The sequence below is a fragment of the Limosilactobacillus rudii genome (genome assembly GCF_014145455.1).
GTDB classification, from domain to species: domain Bacteria; phylum Bacillota; class Bacilli; order Lactobacillales; family Lactobacillaceae; genus Limosilactobacillus; species Limosilactobacillus rudii.
The window spans coordinates 140,986-159,686 of sequence record NZ_JACIVB010000060.1 but is presented as its reverse complement, the minus strand read 5'-3'; the positions used below and the strand labels follow the sequence as shown (position 1 = coordinate 159,686).

The 18,701-nt window shown below is 36.2% G+C and carries 16 protein-coding genes and 1 tRNA gene; 14 read left to right on the top strand and 3 right to left on the bottom strand.

Features of this window, described 5'->3' with window-relative positions:
- Position 1: 1 nt before the first annotated feature.
- The 5 genes from H5S39_RS08930 to xylB all read left to right on the top strand — a co-directional run bounded on the left by H5S39_RS08930 (position 2) and on the right by xylB (position 8,156).
- The gene (locus H5S39_RS08930; RefSeq protein WP_182596756.1) at positions 2-1,564 is read left to right on the top strand and encodes an MFS transporter; all 1,563 of its coding nucleotides are present in this window, start codon (positions 2-4) and stop codon (positions 1,562-1,564) included.
- On the top strand, positions 1,554-3,191 hold the full coding sequence (locus H5S39_RS08925; protein ID WP_182596755.1) for a glycoside hydrolase family 43 protein: 1,638 nt from the start codon (positions 1,554-1,556) through the stop codon (positions 3,189-3,191). The genes H5S39_RS08930 and H5S39_RS08925 overlap by 11 nt, the downstream gene beginning before the upstream one ends.
- 67 nt (positions 3,192-3,258) lie before the next feature.
- On the top strand, positions 3,259-4,704 hold the full coding sequence (locus tag H5S39_RS08920) for a GH39 family glycosyl hydrolase (protein WP_220477102.1): 1,446 nt from the start codon (positions 3,259-3,261) through the stop codon (positions 4,702-4,704).
- 471 nt (positions 4,705-5,175) lie between these two features.
- A complete protein-coding gene (gene xylA, locus H5S39_RS08915) occupies positions 5,176-6,525 on the top strand; it encodes a xylose isomerase (protein WP_182596754.1) in 1,350 nt (449 codons plus the stop codon).
- A gap of 122 nt (positions 6,526-6,647) precedes the next feature.
- Positions 6,648-8,156, top strand: a complete 1,509-nt coding sequence (xylB, locus tag H5S39_RS08910; protein ID WP_182596753.1) for a xylulokinase — start codon at positions 6,648-6,650, stop codon at positions 8,154-8,156.
- A 45-nt stretch (positions 8,157-8,201) separates the two neighbouring features.
- Here xylB and H5S39_RS08905 read toward each other — a convergent pair whose 3' ends face one another.
- Complete coding sequence (locus H5S39_RS08905) at positions 8,202-9,041, bottom strand: DNA-binding domain-containing protein (RefSeq protein ID WP_182596752.1); 840 nt, start codon at positions 9,039-9,041, stop codon at positions 8,202-8,204.
- A gap of 254 nt (positions 9,042-9,295) precedes the next feature.
- Between H5S39_RS08905 and argF the strand changes: the two genes are divergently transcribed.
- Together argF and arcC are read left to right on the top strand one after the other, a co-directional pair.
- Positions 9,296-10,303, top strand: a complete 1,008-nt coding sequence (gene argF / locus H5S39_RS08900) for an ornithine carbamoyltransferase (protein ID WP_182596751.1) — start codon at positions 9,296-9,298, stop codon at positions 10,301-10,303.
- A 16-nt stretch (positions 10,304-10,319) separates the two neighbouring features.
- Positions 10,320-11,252 carry a carbamate kinase gene (gene arcC, locus H5S39_RS08895; RefSeq protein ID WP_182596750.1) on the top strand — a complete coding sequence of 311 codons (933 nt, stop codon included), beginning with the start codon at positions 10,320-10,322 and terminating at the stop codon, positions 11,250-11,252.
- 84 nt (positions 11,253-11,336) lie between these two features.
- On the opposite strand, the gene H5S39_RS08890 is transcribed toward arcC, so the two are convergent.
- Positions 11,337-12,245, bottom strand: a complete 909-nt coding sequence (locus H5S39_RS08890; protein WP_182596749.1) for a DMT family transporter — start codon at positions 12,243-12,245, stop codon at positions 11,337-11,339.
- A gap of 73 nt (positions 12,246-12,318) precedes the next feature.
- Positions 12,319-12,771 carry a matrixin family metalloprotease gene (locus H5S39_RS08885; RefSeq protein ID WP_375139119.1) on the bottom strand — a complete coding sequence of 151 codons (453 nt, stop codon included), beginning with the start codon at positions 12,769-12,771 and terminating at the stop codon, positions 12,319-12,321.
- A gap of 420 nt (positions 12,772-13,191) precedes the next feature.
- Between H5S39_RS08885 and H5S39_RS08880 the strand changes: the two genes are divergently transcribed.
- The 7 genes from H5S39_RS08880 (at position 13,192) to H5S39_RS08850 (ending at position 18,689) form a co-directional block, all read left to right on the top strand.
- On the top strand, positions 13,192-13,560 hold the full coding sequence (locus H5S39_RS08880) for a cupredoxin domain-containing protein (RefSeq protein ID WP_182596748.1): 369 nt from the start codon (positions 13,192-13,194) through the stop codon (positions 13,558-13,560).
- The gene (locus H5S39_RS08875; protein ID WP_182596747.1) at positions 13,560-13,847 is read left to right on the top strand and encodes a cupredoxin domain-containing protein; all 288 of its coding nucleotides are present in this window, start codon (positions 13,560-13,562) and stop codon (positions 13,845-13,847) included. The genes H5S39_RS08880 and H5S39_RS08875 overlap by 1 nt, the downstream gene beginning before the upstream one ends.
- Before the next feature lie 53 nt (positions 13,848-13,900).
- Positions 13,901-15,796: a copper-translocating P-type ATPase gene (locus tag H5S39_RS08870; protein WP_182596770.1), complete on the top strand. Its 1,896-nt coding sequence runs from the start codon at positions 13,901-13,903 to the stop codon at positions 15,794-15,796.
- Positions 15,797-15,881: 85 nt separating this feature from the next.
- On the top strand, positions 15,882-16,361 hold the full coding sequence (locus H5S39_RS08865) for a DUF7679 family protein (RefSeq protein ID WP_182596746.1): 480 nt from the start codon (positions 15,882-15,884) through the stop codon (positions 16,359-16,361).
- 66 nt (positions 16,362-16,427) lie between these two features.
- Positions 16,428-16,500: transfer RNA gene (locus H5S39_RS08860), tRNA-Gln, on the top strand.
- A 168-nt stretch (positions 16,501-16,668) separates the two neighbouring features.
- Positions 16,669-16,998, top strand: coding sequence for a hypothetical protein (locus H5S39_RS08855; RefSeq protein WP_182596745.1), 330 nt, complete (start codon positions 16,669-16,671; stop codon positions 16,996-16,998).
- Positions 16,999-17,132: 134 nt separating this feature from the next.
- Positions 17,133-18,689, top strand: a complete 1,557-nt coding sequence (locus tag H5S39_RS08850) for a cation:proton antiporter (RefSeq protein ID WP_182596744.1) — start codon at positions 17,133-17,135, stop codon at positions 18,687-18,689.
- The last annotated feature ends 12 nt before the right edge of the window (positions 18,690-18,701 follow it).

Here is an 18,701-nt window from a genome sequence, read left to right as displayed (position 1 = left end):
AATGAATGAGGCAAAAAATGATCAGTCTAGTGGACGAAAAGTTGGTATGTGGACTTCGATAGCCTTTGGATGTACAGATATGATGGGTGGAGGATATGGTGCCTTAGTTGGGGCTTATCTAATGTTCTTCTTCACAACATTCTGTAATTTGTCAGCTTTAGAGGCTGGTTCAATTATTGGTTTAGCTAAAGCAGTAGATTCTATTACTTCAATAATTATGGGAAGATTATCTGATACATTTTGGCGAACAAAATTAGGTTCTAAATTTGGAAGGCGACATTTCTTTATCTTGATTGGGTCTCCACTTATTTTAATTGTATATACATTACTTTGGTTACCAGGTGGAGGATATTGGTATTACCTAATTGTTTATTGCTTAGTAGAAGTAGTAGTTACAATGGTTTTAATTCCATATGAAACGTTGCCATCTGAAATGACTACTGATTTTAATTCACGATCAAAAATGTCAACAACAAGAATGTTCTTTTCAGGTGCGATTACTTCAATTGTTACATTAGTTGGTGGATTTTATATTCAATTAATGGGACAACATAATCCATATGCTTATACCGCTACAGGTGTAACATTTGCTATATTGTTTTCAATTGCTTGTTTAGTTACATGGAAATTTACATGGGAACGTCCAGTGAGTGAAATAAAAGCTACTGCAGATCCTAATGAAGCCCATCAAAATTTAATTCAATTCTTTTGGACGGCTCTAAAGTCTTATTTATCGACTCTTAAAGTGAAGGCCTTTCGGCAACATATGTATTTATATTTACTAGGTGTTACAGCACAAGATTTATTCTCTGGAGCATTTATTTACTTTATCGTCTTTGGATACGGACTATCAACATCAACAGCTTCTTATTTACTTTCTTTAGGAATCATTGGTCTGCCTTTAACACCAGTAAATTATTGGTTATTTACGCGTTTAGGTGCTAAAAAATGCTATGTTTTATATTTTGGTTTAGTAATTTTAGGATTAGCTGCATATTATATTATGTATCTTATGAATTTGGCACACAGTACGTTAATTATTGCTTTAATCATTGTTTCTACAATTTATCTGTTCTTCAAAGGAGGTGCTTACTCAATTCCATGGAATGTATTTCCATTTATTCCAGATATTGATGAGCTTATGACTGGTAAGCGTCGTGAAGGTGAATTCGCTGCAATGATGTCATTTATTAGAAAATTAACATCAGGATTAGCTGCTGTATTTCTAGGTTGGATTCTTTCTGTAAATGGCTTTAAGAGTGGTGCAGCAGTACAAACAGCTCAAGCAACTCATGCAGTTGTCTATACTTTGATTTTTGGAACAGGAATATTAACGCTTCTTGCAATGGTTATAGCAGTCACGTTTAATTTGGATGCAAAGACACATAAGACATTAATTAATGAAGTTGATCGGTTAAAAGCTGGTGGAAAAAAGGCAGATGTTACTCCTAAGGCTAAAAAAGTATGTGAAGATCTAACCGGTGAAGAATATTCTGATTTATGGCCTGTTTCAAAAGAAAAAGAAATAAAAGTAATAAAGAAGGAAACAAGTTATGAAAATTAAAAATCCTATTTTGCCAGGTTTTAATCCAGATCCTAGTATAATTCGTGTTGGCAATACTTATTATATTGCTAATTCTACATTTGAGTGGTTTCCAGGCGTTCGATTACATTCATCTAAAGATTTGGTTCATTGGAAGTTATTACCTTCAATTCTAGATAGTAAAGAATTAATTGATATGACTGGTGATCCTTCCTCGGGAGGAGTATGGGCTCCTGATTTATCATATGCCGATGGAAAATTTTGGTTAGTGTTTTCGGATGTAAAAGTGGTTGAAGGACCATTTAAAGATTGCATTAACTATTTAACGACCGCGGATAATATTATGGGACCATGGTCAAAACCAATAAAATTGGATGCGACAGGCTTTGATGCATCTTTATTTCACGATACCGATGGCAAAAAGTATCTGGTTCAGCAAACGTGGGATCAACGTGAATATAAAAATACATTTAATGGGATAACGTTAACGGAACTTGATTCTAATTCTTTACGGTTGTTGCCGCAAACACGAAAGGTTATATATAAGGGAACCGATGTAAAAGTAGTTGAAGGACCACATTTATATAAAATAAATGGTTACTATTATTTGTTTGCAGCACAGGGAGGAACTAGTTGGTCTCATCAAGAAATTGTAGCTCGATCTAAAAGTCTAGTGCCTGGTTCATTTGTAATTGAACCAGGAGCTCCCTTTATTACAAATTTTGATACTCCAGACTTTGGACTTCAAAAGCAAGGACATGGTTCGTTAGTAAATACTCCTGATGATGAGTGGTACTACGCTTCGCTTTGTGGTCGGCCATGGCATCATAAGAATGAATCATCTTGGGATCCTAGGGGATGGTGTACGTTAGGGAGAGAAACGTCTATCCAAAAGGTCGAATGGGACTCAGAGAATTGGCCTCGAATTGTTGGTGGACATGGTGGGCTTATTAATGTTCCAAGTCCTAAAGTCGGTACTGCATATTCAACAAAAAAGCGAAATAATTCAAGGTATGATGGATTTTCATCATCAAGATTAGATAATGAGTGGCAGACATTACGGCAACCATTTACAGATAAATTAGGATATATAAAAGGTAACAAATTGATATTAAAAGGTAATCAATCTCTCTCATCAATATTTGATGTCTCATTACTAGCATCTAGATGGCAAGCATTTAATTTTGATGCGACAACAAAAATTAAATATGATCCGTATAGTTATCAGCAAATGGCAGGCTTAGTTAATTTTTATAACGATAAACATTATTCATGGATATTTATTACTTATGATGAACAAACGAATCATAAAGTTATTGAAGTAGCACAGAATGATAATAATGTATATACATCATTTCTAAAAGAAAAAGCTATTGAAATTCCTGAAAATTGTGAAGATGTATGGTTTAAGACCTGTGTTAGGAAATATCATTATTACTATATGTATTCATTCGATGGAAAAAATTGGCAAAAGGTTCCGATTGATTTGGATGCTGCCATTTTGTCAGATGATTATGTTATGCAGACATCAGGTGGCTTTTTTACTGGGGCAATGGTAGGGTTAGCGTCTGTTGATTGTACAGGTTTTGAGCTTCCTGCGGAATTTGATTATTTTGACTATAAGGAATTAGATGAAAAATTATTGTAAAGAAAGTAGAGATTATGCACCTTATCCAAATTGGGTAAGGTGCGTTTTGCCCAAGGAGATGAATTGTATGAATATATTTAACAATAATGCATTTAAATGTATTGGTACTGGCAGGTTAGAACTTGCTTTAAGAAAAGAGTATATTGATGAATTAAAATATATTCAACGAACTATTGGATTTAGTTATATAAGAGGACACGGGCTATTTTCAGATGATGTTGGTATTTATCAAGAAAGGGAAGAAGATGGTAAACGCATTGTTGAATACAATTTTAATTACTTAGATCAAATAATGGATTCTTTTAAAGAGTTGAATATAAAGCCTTTCCTTGAACTAGACTTCATGCCCGAAAAGTTAGCGTCAGGAAAAGAAACAGTGTTTTACTGGAGAGGGAATATTACACCTCCAAAATATGAAAAAGAATGGGTTAAGCTAGTACAAGTAACGTTAGAGCACTTATTAAAAAGATATGGTAAAGCGGTATTAGAATGGCCAGTAGAAGTATGGAATGAACCCAATTTGGTTAATTTTTGGAAAAATGCAGATAAACAAGAATATTTCAAGTTTTTTGAAATAACTTTTAATGCAGTAAAAGAAGTAAATAAGAAATTTAAAGTAGGAGGTCCTGCAATATGCGGAGTTAATGATAAGGAATGGTTACAAACTTTCATAAACTTTTGTGAAAAAGAAAAATTAGATATTGATTTTATTACTCGACATTTTTATACGGTAAATGTTGTGCCAACTGAAGGACATTATCGTTATCCTAAATTAAGAGATTTAAAAGAATCACTAGAAGAATTAGAAACTTCGCGTAAAATAATTGACAAGTCTAGGTACAAAAATCTGCCAATGTATATTACCGAATTTAGTACATCGTATAGTCCAGATGCACCAATACATGATACGGTACATAATGCAGCATATGTCGCTGATATGTTATCTAAGTTAGGAAAGACTTCCGAAATGTACTCATATTGGACTTTTGGTGATGTATTTGAGGAAAATGGGATACCCTTTACTAACTTTTATGGTGGCTTTGGGTTGCTTGCTAGACATTGTATTTGTAAACCGACGTATTGGACATTTTATTTTTATAAACAATTATATAAATATTTAGTTGAAAAAACTGATAATTGGGTTATTACCAAAAATGAAGATAATGAGTATTCTGGAGTTATTTGGAACTATAAAAATGAAAAGGAAATTGGAAAAGATATCAGTATACTTCTTCCTCAAGTTAAGGGGAAATATAGTGTGATACTTAAGAAAATTAGTGAAAAATGCGGCAATCCACTATTAGTTTGGCATGGATTAGGAGAACCTGCATCATTAACAAAGGAAGAAGTCAAACTATTAAAAGATTCGGCAGTTCCTGAGATAACAACGAAAGTAGTATCTGATCTAAAGAATTCAAAAATAAAAGTGTGCCCCGATTCGGTTGTATATTTTAAAATGAAAAAAATACATGGAAGTCAGGATACTGGTTATAGCTATTCCAAATTAATTTAATTTAGTAAAGTTATCTATAGCAGTAAAAAAATAGTCGAATGACAAAAATGCCATGTAGCCCTTAAATTTAGGTACTACATGGCATTTTATATTACGCTTAATTTTATCAATTTAATTTAAATATTTTTTAATCTCTGCATCTCGATATCATAGTGGTTGTTATTTTCCTCCCACTTTTTACGCAATATAATATCTGACATAAGACTGTTGCTCCTTTATGCGATTATTCGGAGTAATCCTCCTAATCTTATATATACGTAAAAAATTCACTTTTGCACTTTTTAAGATAATTGTTTGATTAATATACTAACTCTTCTAAAAATTAATGGTTGATTTAAATGTCCTCATTAAATTAAACTAGACTTTTTATACAAAAACTTAAGAAAGGGTTTACAAAAGAGGGTAGATGGTATATATTAAGAATTGTAAGTTAGTTGTTTATACAAACTAAAGAAACGGGAGGCCGAGAATATGGCTGATTTATGGAAAGGCATTAATAAGATTGAATATGAGGGACCACACAAAGGATTAAAGTCAGGTTTGTTCTATCAATATTACAATCCTGAGGAAGTAATCCTTGGTAAGAAGATGAAAGATTGGTTACGGTTTGCAGTTGCTTACTGGCACACATTTGACCAACGATTAGTTGACCCATTTGGTGATGGAACTGCGCAACGTCCATATGATAAGTACAGTGACCCAATGGATTGTGCTTTAGCCAAAGTTGATTATGCTTTTGAATTTTATAACAAATTAGGTGTTAACTTCCTTTGTTTCCACGATCGTGATTTAGCTCCAGAAGGTGATACGCTTCGTGAAACTAATAAGAATCTCGATAAGGTAGTTGACAAGATTGTTGAATATCAAAAAGCTACCGGGATGAAAGTTCTATGGAATACTTCAAATCTCTTTACCAACCCACGTTTCTTGGAAGGTGCTGGTACTGCGCCATCAGCTGAAATTTATGCCTATGCTGCTGCTCAATTAAAGCACAGTCTTGAAATTGGTAAGCGAGTTGGTTCTGAAAACTATGTATTCTGGGGTGGTCGTGAAGGTTACGAATCACTTTGGAACACTGATATGAAGCGTGAGCAATCCCACATGGCTAAGTTCTTCCACATGGCTAAGGACTACGCTAATGAAATTGGTTTTGATGCTCAAATGCTCCTTGAACCAAAGCCAAAGGAACCAACCACTCACCAATACGATTTTGATGCTGCAACAACAATCAACTTTATGCGTGAATATGGTCTTGATAAGGACTTCAAACTTAACCTTGAAGGGAACCACGCTAACTTAGCTGGTCATACTTATCAACATGAAATTCGAGTTGCTCGTGAAGCTGGATTATTAGGTTCACTTGATGCTAACCAGGGTGATAAGTTAATTGGTTGGGATATTGATGAATACCCATCAAACTTATACGAAACGACTGCAGCAATGTGGGAAGTTATTGAAAATGGTAGTATCGGTCCTCGTGGTGGTTTGAACTTTGATGCCAAACCACGGCGGACATCATTTACATCAAAGGATCTCTTCTATGGTCACATTGTTGGGATGGATAGTTTTGCGGCTGGTCTCCGTGTTGCGGGTGCGATGAAGGAAGACGGCTTCTTAGATGATATTATTAAGAAACGTTACGCTACGTGGGATGAAGGCTTAGGTAAGCGTATTGAAGATGGCGATGAAAACTTTGCCAGTCTCGAAGAAAAGGTCATTGACACACCACAAAGTGAATTAATTGCTGCTACTCATTCTGACCACCTTGAAGAAATTAAAGATACAATTAACCATTACATCATTGAAACGCTTGCTAAATAATTAATATTACCTATCAATCCGCACATGACAAGCGCTCACTCAATACAGTAAAAAGTTATAATAAAAGGGCCGAGGCAATCAACTTTGCCCCGACCCTTTTACTAATGAAGGGAATGAAAGAAATGAATGAGTATGTAATTGGCGTTGATCTGGGAACAAGTGCCGTAAAAGTTTCTGCAATGAATCATGATGGAAAAATTATTGCCCAGCAAAGCTATGGGTATGATCTTCATCAACCCCACCCCGGTTATAATGAACAAGATCCCCGTGACTGGTTATACGGGACAACGATTGCGATCGACCGTCTAATTTTGCGAGATGGGATTAAAGCTGAAGAAATCAAAGGAATATCTTTCTCTGGACAAATGCATGGGTTGGTATTACTAGATGCAGATGGACAAGTATTACGTCCGGCAATGCTATGGAACGATACGCGGACAACTAAACAATGTGAAGAAATAAAGGCAGAGATGGGGGATAAATTCATTGAGATTACTGGTAATCGCGCTTTAGAAGGATTTACATTGCCTAAACTATTATGGGTAAAGGAGAATGAACCTGAAATCTGGGCAAAGGCAAAGAGCTTTCTTTTGCCTAAAGACTACGTTCGCTATGTAATGACCGGTAAACAAGCCATTGATTATTCAGATGCAACAGGAACGGTTTTATTTGATATTAAAAAGAATACGTGGAGTAAAGAAATCTGTGAGACATTTGATATTCCAGAATCAATGTGTCCGCCTTTAATTCGGTCAATCGATGAAGCGGGGACAGTAACTAATTCGTATTCGATGTTCTCAGGATTAAAAACGACCACTAAAGTCTTTGGTGGTGGTGGCGATAATGCATGCGGTGCTGTTGGTGCCGGTATTCTAAAACCAAATATGGTAATGAGCAGTATTGGTACATCTGGGGTGATTTTGAAATACGAACCAGACGCTAATGTTGACTATCATGGTGCCCTTCAATATGAGTGTCATGCGATTCCTGATACTTATTATTCAATGGGGGTTACCCTTGCAGCAGGCCATTCACTAAATTGGTTTAAGCATACATTTGCTAAGGATGAGGACTTTACAGAAATGGTAAATAGAGCTGCTGAGCGACCGCTAGGGGCAAATGGATTGATTTTTACCCCGTATGTAGTTGGCGAACGTACTCCCTATGCTGATGCGGATATCCGGGGAAGTTTTATTGGTGTTGACAGTATGCAGAATAAGTATGATTTTGTTCGTGCTGTAATTGAAGGAATAACCTTTAGTTTCCGTGATATTTTGAATATCTATGATCAGCATGGACAAGACTTTGATACGGTTGTTGCTATCGGGGGAGGAGCTAAAAGTGCTTTCTGGCTACAACTACAAGCAGATATCTTTAATAAAAAAGTAGTGTCTCTGACTAATGAACAGGGCCCTGGCCTAGGTGCTGCGATGCTGGCTGCTGTTGGTCTTGGTTGGTTTGATTCATTGCAGGATTGTGCAAAGAAATTTGTCCATTTTGGCAAGGTATACGAACCACAATCGGCAGCAGTGAAGAAATATGATGAATTGTACAAAATTTATCATCAAATTTATGACCAGACAAAGGATTTAAGTCATCAGATTATGAAATTGCGAAATAGTTGGGATTAAATAAGAGATTTGGGAGCATCAATAATTGATGTTCTTCAAATCTCTTTATTTTATCTCTTGAATTAAACCATTGAAAAAGTGTTTGATAGATACCTGTCCACCTGTCTTGCGTTCGTCTTTGAGAAATTGCATTTCATTATGGATATTCTTATATTCATACAGGTTATTGGCATATTCGAGGATAATATCATTTTCTGGATAGTCCATGCACATATGAGCAAGGTTACTGAGGCCGGTTTTTATATCGCGCCGAATTCGCTGAAAAATAATTTTCTTTTTATGATCATCACATTGAAATAATTCTTCAAAGTCAACTTCATCAAAGTGAATATCACGTTCAATCATTGTATTAATAAGCCTATTAATTGCTGTTGCACCATTTCCAGACGTAATCCCAAGAAAACGCAAAATAGATTGAGCATTTTCTTTTTTCTTGTTTTTACCACTAATTGTTACTGTATTATTATTTGTCGCTGCTCCACTAACAAGATCTAAAACTTGTAGAAGACGATTGGACATATTGATGTTTTGTGCTGCTAACTTAATAACCGATTTAACTTCTGCGATGTTTAAGGGCTTTTCAATAAAAAAATCAATACCATGTTGGTACGCACTTGTTTTTACGGAAGGCAGGATTGCCTGAGCAGTCATAATGAAATGCGGGTAATGATGACTATCCTGGATTTTTTGAATAAGTTGAACTCCATCCATTTCCGGCATTGCATAATCAACAAACATAATATCAATTCCCAGTCGCATGGCATCATCATAGGCCTGCTGGGGATCAGAGGTTGTCCCGACAACAGTATTATTAAAGTCATTTTCAATAATATTGGATAATAAATGAATAATTTTGCTATCATTATCTATAATATAAAAATTCATGTATTTTCACCGATTTCTTGAGGTTATTTGAAGTATTTTGAAACTTAACTTTATTTTACACTTTGTGAATATAAGGGACAATAGTAATCTTATTTTACAGATGTGAAGCTGTTTCCGCTTACATTACTGTGAACGAAGGGCTTGGTATTAAAAAATATCTAAATTTTTTGCTGATGTTTTTTGATATTGTACGAAGTATTTTGAAACTTTTTCCTATTATAGTAATTGTATTAAGACCTTAGGAGGAAATAAAAATGGCTTTTAATTTACGTAATCGTAGTTTCTTAACTCTTGCAGATTTTAACACTCGGGAAATGGAATACATGCTTGACCTTGCAGAAGACTTAAAGAAGGCTAAGTATGCTGGTACAGAAGGAAAGAATCTTGAAGGCAAAAACATTGCTTTGATCTTTGAGAAGAGTTCTACCCGGACTCGTTGTTCTTTTGAAGTTGGTGCAAAAGACGAAGGTGCTCATGTAACTTACCTTGGTCCTTCAGGTTCACACATTGGTCATAAGGAATCTGTTAAAGATACTGCTCGTGTTCTTGGTGGAATGTTTGATGGTATTGAATACCGTGGATTCTCCCAACGTAATGTTGAAATTTTAGCTAAGTACTCTGGGGTTCCTGTATGGAATGGCTTGACCGATGAAGATCACCCAACCCAAGTACTTGCTGACTTCTTAACGGCTCATGAAGTTTTGAAGAAGCCATACAAGGATATTAAATTTGCTTTTGTTGGCGATGGTCAAGATAACGTATCTAATGCCTTAATGCTTGGTGCTGCCGTAATGGGAATGGAATACCATGTTGTTACTCCTAAGGAATTGGAACCAACTAAGGAAACATTGGATAAGGCTAACGCAATTGCTGCCGAGACTGGTGCTAAGATCGTTGTTACTAATGACATCAAGGAAGGTGTCAAAGGAATGGACGTAATCTATGCTGATGTTTGGGTATCAATGGGTGAATCTGACGATATGTGGGAAAAGCGGATTAACCTTCTTAAGCCATACCAAGTAACAATGGATGTGATGAAGGCTACTGAAAATCCAAATGTATTATTCGAACACTGTCTTCCAGCCTTCCACAACCTTGATACTGAAGTTGGTAAAGAAATTTACAAGAAGTTTGGCCTAAAAGAAATGGAAGTTACTGATGAAGTGTTTGAAAGCAAGCACTCAGTAGTATTCCGTGAAGCTGAAAACCGGATGCACACTATTAAAGCGGTAATGGTTGCTACATTAGGTGAGAAAAACTAATTAGGAGGCATTTACGATGGCTAAAGTAGTAGTTGCTTTGGGTGGAAATGCTTTAGGTAAATCACCTGAAGAACAATTGAAGTTAGTAAAGAACACTGCCTCATCCTTAATTGGTTTAATCGCTGCCGGTAATCAAGTGGTTATTAGTCACGGAAATGGTCCTCAAGTTGGCGCCATCAACTTGGGTATGAACTTTGCTGCCGAAAATGGAAAAACTGCCGCTTTCCCATTCCCTGAATGTGGGGCGATGAGCCAAGGATACATTGGTTACCACTTACAACAAAGCTTAGAGAATGAGTTACATCGTCGTTGGATGAATAAGAGCGTTGCAACAATTGTGACCCAGATTGCTGTTGATCCTAATGATCCGGCATTCGATAATCCTTCAAAGCCAGTTGGTGACTTTTATTCCAAAGAACAGGCTGATGAAATTGCCAAAGAAAAGGGCTATACCTTTAAGGAAGACGCTGGTCGTGGATATCGACAAGTAGTTCCTTCACCACTGCCGATGAAGATCATGGAGCTTGATAGCATTAAGACATTGATTGATGCTGATAAATTAGTTATTGCCGGTGGTGGCGGCGGTGTACCAGTTGTTATTACCAAAGAAGGCCTTAAAGGAGTACCAGCGGTTATTGATAAGGATCGTTCAAGTGCTTTATTAGCTGCTAATATTAATGCGGATAAGCTGATTATTTTAACGGCTGTTGACCATGTTTATATTAATTATGGCAAGCCGGACGAAGAAGCCTTAAAGACATTAAATGTTACAGAAGCTCATAAGTATATGGATGAAGATCAATTTGCGGCTGGAAGTATGTTGCCAAAGATTGAAGCTTGTCTTTCATTTGTGAAGGGTCATCCAGAACGTGAAGCATTAATTACTTCGCTTGATGGCTTAGATGATGCTCTTGCGGGTAAGGTTGGTACAATTATTCGTGATAATTAAATAAAAGGGTAAGAAAATATCCTACTGTGATTTAAAAACACCCTCTCAAATCAACATGATTGCTGATTTAAGAGGGTGTTTTGTTTAATCTTTAACTTTTTGCGGAATGCGAATATTTATTGCTAAGACTGCAACGATAACTAGGACTGAGCCAATAATATCAGCACTAGTCATTTGCAGATGAAATATTAGCACGGAACCAATAGTAGCTGATAAAGGCTCGAATGCATCCATTAAACTAAAAGTGGTAGCATCAATATACTTTAATGAGTTGTTAGCAAGTTGGAAAGGAATTAGCGTTCCAATAACTAAAATTCCTAGAGAATAGAACCATACAGAAGGAATATTTGGAACATGTGGCTGCGCTGGATGGATGATTAGTAAAGTAATTCCGGCAAATAATAGCCCCCAACCCGTAATAATTAATGATGGAACACGTCCTTCACGAAGCATATTCTGTGGAATCAGGGTATTGGTTGCGACGCCAATTGCAGATATTAAGCCCCAAATAAGAACACTAAGCGTCATTGCTAAGTGGTTAAATTGCCCATGAGTAGCAATAGTAAAGACACCAATAAATGCAATTACAGCACTAATTAGTTCAATTCGGCGAGGCGGCAAATGACGAAATAGTGCTTGATAGGCGATAATAAAGAACGGTCCAACAAATTGTAAAATTGTGGCAATAGAGGCATTTCCGTATTGAACAGCCATAAAATATGCATATTGAACAGGGACTAGTCCAAAGACCCCGTAAGCGAAGATAACCCATGCAGAGTGTAAGTCGTTAAAAATCCGCAATGGATGCTCTCCACAGATTTGACTAAATAGGATAAGAATAATCCCTGCTGAAATCATTCGTACCTGAGTTACCCACATAGATGTAATTGAGTTGCTAACGTTAAAAAGGGCCTTTGCAAAAAGCCCTGAAACACCCCAAAAAGTACAGGCAGTGATAATCATTGCTGTACCCAAAACCTTTTTATTTGTCATAAAAATACTCTTTCCAATTTATATTTTCTTTCTTCTTCTACTATACCAATTATTAACAAATAGAGTAAAGTTTTTATTTTGAGATTGATTGATCGTTATTATCTTGTAGCGATGGTGGTTGCGGTGTGCGTGAATATAACGCTTTTACGTCGTCGATGTCTAATCTTTGAATAGGATAGTATGATCCAGCCGGTTGCATTACCGAGGTTTTATTTGTATGTTGTAGACCAATTGCGTGTCCAAGTTCATGTTCAGCAGTATTAACGATTCGTTGCTGGGAATATCCGAAAACAGGATTAAGCAAATAATAGGAATTAAGCTTAACGGTTGCGTGAAGGTAGTATCCGGTGATGGAATTCATACTTGTATTAGTAAGTCCAGCTGCCCCATTATCGGGATCGTTTACTGCTAAAACAATAATATCAGCGTTCTTTTTATTCGCTACCGGTTTAAAAATAAAGGCTCCTGTATTATTCCATTGTGAAATTGCAGTTTCGGTGGCACTTTTCAACACAGTATTATTTATATCTACATATACTGTTGCTGAATTTTGTTGCCACCGCGCATCGGTAGGGACACCTTGGTCGTTTTGTTGATCCGCTTTTTGGTTTACTGGGACATTAGTTTCTTTGCCAGTTAGTTTATGGAGCCAGGACTGAGTAAAAACTTGAGCATTATGGATGTTAATATTTGTTTGTTCCTTAAATTGCGTATTATTTTGGTAAAACCAGATCGTGCCACCGAATAGTATGCAATAAAATACGATTAAGATAATACTTGACTTTTTAATTAGTGTCGCCTCCTAATAAACAAATTTTAATTAAAAAGATTGTAAACGTCCATTATTTAATATAATTCCTTTTATCGTTGACATATGTAAACTATGATAGTAGACTGTAAATGTAATATGATTTACAGATGTAAACGAAAGAGAGGGAAGGGTTACATGAGAATTATCGTTGTTATCATTGCAATAATTTTAATTGCGTTTATTTTATGGTGGTTTTTTGGAAAACATTCAGAGACAGCTGGTCAGTCAACGGTAGTTAATAACGAACAAACCGCAACAATTGTAGTAAACGGTGGTTATTCCCCATCAACAGTAGTATTAAAAAAGGGCGTCCCTGCTCAGGTGAATTTTGATATGCGCGACTCAACAGCGTGTTTATCGCATGTTGTCTTTGAACAATTAGGGATTAATAAAGATTTGACAAAACAAAAGATTACAACTATAAGTATTCCAACAGATAAAGCGCAAACTTTTAATTTTGCGTGTGGAATGGATATGTTTCATGGAAAGGTCGTTGTGAAATAATGAGTATTTTTTCAAAAAATCAAACTAAAAAAGTTGTTGTAAATGCGGAGAATCATGGATATAAACCTGAAGTCGTTACTTTTAAGCAGGGAAAGCCGGCACAGTTAAAGTTTATCCCATCTGATAATATGGGATGCATGAATGAAGTTGTCTTTAAGGAGCTTGAAATTGATGAAAAACTTGACGGAAAAAAGGAAGTAACAATAAACATTCCAACAGATAAACCAGCAACATTTAACTATGCCTGTGGGATGGATATGTTTCACGGAAAGGTTGTTGTGAAGTGACAAAACTCTCAAATATTCAGCGCTTTTGGATTTCATTTATTTTAGCGATTCCAATGTTAATTCAGATGATAGGAATGCTTTTTCATTGGATGATGCCAGCTTATAATTGGATCGCATTAATTACAACGACAATTATTATGGCTATTTCTGCTTTCCCCTATTGGAAAAGCGCCATTGCTGCATTCAAAAAGCACAGTGCAAATATGAATACATTAGTGGCAACAGGGACAGCGGTAGCTTACTTTTATAGTATTTACGCAATGATGACAGGAAGAGAAGTTTATTTTGAAAGTGCAGCTTTTGTAACTGTCTTTGTTCTATTGGGTGATGCTATGGAAGAAAAGATGCATAATAATGCTGCTGATGCTCTTGGTAAACTAATGGGATTGCAGGCAAAAGATGCTGAAGTATTGAAAAACGGTGAATTTGTTAAAGTACCATTAGATCAAGTCCAAGTAGGCGATTTGATTCGGGTGAAGCCAGGAGAAAAGGTTCCGGTTGACGGTGTGATTACTGAAGGAACATCAGCAGTCGATGAGTCGATGGTAACGGGTGAAAGTATGCCCGTAATGAAACAAGTCGGAGATACTGTTGTTGGTTCAACGACAAATAGTAATGGAACAATTACGTTTAGAGCCACCAAGGTTGGTACAGATACAATGCTTGCGCAAATCGTTGACCTTGTAAAAAAGGCCCAGACTAGTCATGCACCAATACAAAATTTAACTGATAAGATTTCTAATATTTTTGTTCCGGCAGTAATGATTATCGCAATTATTACTTTTGTAGTTTGGTATTCGATAATTGGTACGACTTTTGTTCATGCGTTATTGTTTGCAGTATCGGTAATAGTTATTGCTTGTCCTTGTGCACTTGGATTAGCAACCCCAACTGCTTTAATGGTCGGAACGGCTCGCAGCGCTAAAATGGGTGTTTTAATAAAGAATGGTGAAGTCCTTCAAGAAGTCAATAATATTAATACGGTAGTTTTTGATAAGACAGGGACAATTACGGTCGGTAAGCCGAGGGTAACTGATATTGTTGGTAATCCGCAGCAGGTTTTAGCAATTTCGGCAAGTCTTGAGGATGCTTCAGAACACCCGCTAGCATCAGCTATTATGCAAAAAGCAAAAGATGAACAGGTTTCTTTGGTAAAGTCACAGGAGTTTGAAGCACTTGAAGGAAAAGGTGTTCGTGCTAAATATCGCGGGGAAATAGCTTTTGTAGGTAGCGATAGGTTATTAGCCGATATTAATATTTCCCGGGAAATGAAAGTGCGTGCTAATGAATTACAAAATGAAGCTAAGACAGTTGTTTATGTTGGAATCGATAAAGAAGTAATTGGCCTAATAGCACTTCAGGATGTCCCAAAGTCAAGTTCTAAGAAGGCGATTACAGAATTGAAAAAGCGCGGCTTACAGACAGTTATGCTTACAGGAGATAATAAAAAGGTTGCTCAGGCAATTGCTGATGAAGTGGGAATTAACAAGGTAATTGCGGGAGTTATGCCGAACGAAAAAGCTAAAGAAATTAAAAAATTGCAGGATAAAGGCAAAAAAGTTGCGTTTGTTGGTGATGGAATAAACGATGCTCCAGCCTTGTCTACAGCCGATGTTGGGATTGCCATGGGGTCTGGAACCGATATTGCAATTGACTCTGGTGGTATTGTGTTAGTTCAGAATGATTTACTAGGAGTTGTGCGGGCACTTAGTATTTCAAAAAAGACGTTTGACCGAATTAAGCTCAATCTCTTTTGGGCGCTTATTTATAATGTTGTTGGAATTCCAATTGCCGCTGGCTTATTTGCAGTTATTGGCTTTACCCTTAGTCCAGAACTAGCAGGATTGGCAATGGCATTTAGTTCAGTTTCTGTGGTTAGTTCTTCATTGTTATTAAATAAAGCCAAAATTGCCGGAGAAACTTTTAAAATATTGGAAAGGTGGATTTAGTTCCACCTTTTTTGTTTATAATTGCACAATACGAAATGATTTTGCGGTAAAATTAGCAATGAAAAAATCTTGAGGAGTGATTGGGATGCCGATAATGTTTTTGATTCATAGTCAGTTAAGCTGGGGAGAGAAGCAGGATTATTTTTTAGCTAACGATGTTGAACCGGGTTTAATGCATCGTTACCAGACAAGAGAAGACTGGCAAGAAGTAATCATTGATGCACTGATTAATGTCCCGGTTGCCCCATATTTACCAAGTAATTCGGTTATTCCACCAATTTCTACAGCAAAGGTAATCGGGGTTGAAGCTGTTGATATACAACAAGCTAACCAAAATATATTGCGAACCCGAAGTCAGTTTATAATGGCAGCGGTCTGGAAAAAACAGTCTTCGCAAGCAAACTACAATTTTCTTCATCATGATTATAGTAAATGGACGCAGCGGCAAATTAAAGCTGACGTTGATTATTGGTGTAATGGGCATACTCATCCCTTTATTACTTTAGTGACAAAATTGCGACGAGCCCGTCAGCGTTATCGATTGCATCAAGAAACAAAGAAATAATGAAAAAATAGTTGACTATTATAAAACTTCCATGTATAGTATTTATTGTTATAAGTTATTGTTTCTTGGGCATTCGCCAAACTGGTAAGGCAGTGGACTCTGAATCCATAATTTACTGGTTCGAGACCAGTATGCCCAATTTACAAGTAAGGGTCTGTTAGTTTTTCTAGCAGGCCCTTTTTACAGTATAATTTAATTGAGTCGATTAACCTAATATATTATAGGTGTCTTGTTTATGGATGAGAATAGTAGTTATTTTATCTATAACATTATTTTGTTATAATTACAGGCAAGTGAGGGGAAGAAAATGGCTAGTAATTCTGATTCAATTTATTATGTTTTAACGAAACTTAAAAACCATCCAGAACTGATAAAAGAAGTTCGTCCACGATATACTAATGCGGTTCTGATTTTGTTTGCTGACTCATTAAAAATAGCCGATTCATCATTTTATTTTCCTGTAGGGCGGTTAATGGTTAATCGATTATCGAATGATTTTGTAGCAAAAAATGGTGAATTACTTGATGAATATTTTGCCATGACGAAGGGCTCAAAAAGAAATTATTATGACGTGTGGGTAACGACATGTCATATCCCAAAAGAAAAAGTATATTTCTTAGAACTTTCATTTGAATGATTATGTTAGGGCTGTGACAGAAGCTTTAATTTTAATATAAAAGGTGAGTAGCACGAGTATATATGGCATCTAAAGTCCGGAAAAGCCGAACTCTAGGTGCCTATTTTAAATTAATTAAGGAGGATTAAGTAGCTATGATAATTTCAATAACAATTTTATTGGTGGCTGCAACCTTTAGTAGCATTATTGCCGGTTTTTTGCCACATATTTCAACCAACTACATCAGTATTATCATTGGAATTATTTTGGCATTGATCGTTCCGCTGAATCAACAAGTCATGTCTTTTCATTCGGAAATATTTATGTACATTGTTGCTCCGTTAATTTATTTTGAAGGACAAACTACCAGAATCAACCTAATTGGTAAGAATTTACGGCAAATTATTGGCACTGCAGTATTACTTGTTGTTACTGCGACTATTTTTACTGGGGTTGCGGTATCCTTACTGGGAGTTCCGATTGCATTTGCCTTTTTAATGGGAGCGTTAAGCACACCGACAGATGCAACTGCTACTGAGTCCGTTTCTAAAGGATTAATTGTTCCAGAAAAACAAGAAAATATTTTAAAAATGGAATCGCTCTTTAACGATGCTACAGGAATTATTCTTGTCAGTGCTATGGCATTATGGGTGAAAAATGGACATCTTAACTATCAGCAGACTATTTTGGATTTTATAAAGTCAGCTGGCGGTGGGATTGTAATTGGAATATTAGCAGCAATTTTGATGATTAGTTTTCGTCAGCTTTTAAGTAGAACCAATCGATTGGCGTATAATGCACAAAATATGTTATTTGTTATTACTCCATTTTTTGTTTACTTTATTGCAGAAGAAATGAGGGTATCTGGCATTATTGCTGTGGTTTGTGCGGGACTGATGCAAAATAGTGAGGGGATGAGAAGCCGTTTCATATTACCGCGGCAATATCATAATGGAATTACCTTAATGGATTTACTTCAGGAAATTTTAAATAATATTGTTTTTGTAATTTTGGGACTATTGGCTGTTCGAATTATTAAGTCGGATTTAATTCATGGTAGCCCTGACATTCAATGGATTAGTATTGGACTCACGTTATATGTGGCAAATTTAATTATTCGCTATATCTACGGCTTAGTTATTGGGCTAGGACGTAAGGGCAGTGTTATCTTTTCACTTGGTGGCGTTCACGGGGCAGTGACATTGGCATTAGTCTATATGGTTATTAGTAGCGTTACGTCTGTCCAATTTAGTACCGTTGTTCTTTCCGAGATGCTAATGATTATTTTGAGCATGGTAGTACCATCAATTATTTTTCAATTTATTCTTCCACATGATTTATCCGCAAAGAGAATTGCTGATCAAGCAAAGCGACTTCGTGATGAAATGGTACAAGAAGGAATAAAAACTGTTCAAGGAATTTATCTTCCTGATAATGTTAAACAAAGCGTCCTATATGATTTGCGCGATCAAAAGAATGCAACGACCTTTAAAGAATTTTGGCATCAATGGGTGCAAGCAAGTCGGCGAACAGAGTTTAATGAGCAGGAGCGAGAGTTAGAGCAACGTGCACTGTTATGGGCTTTTCGTGCAGAACGGCAATACCTTGATACGGTTTCACAAAAAGAAAATATGCGAGGGTACGTTTATGACCTTTACAATGATGTATTATTATCAGAATCAATTTTAGTTGACCGTAATAAGTTTTATTAAAATAACAATTGA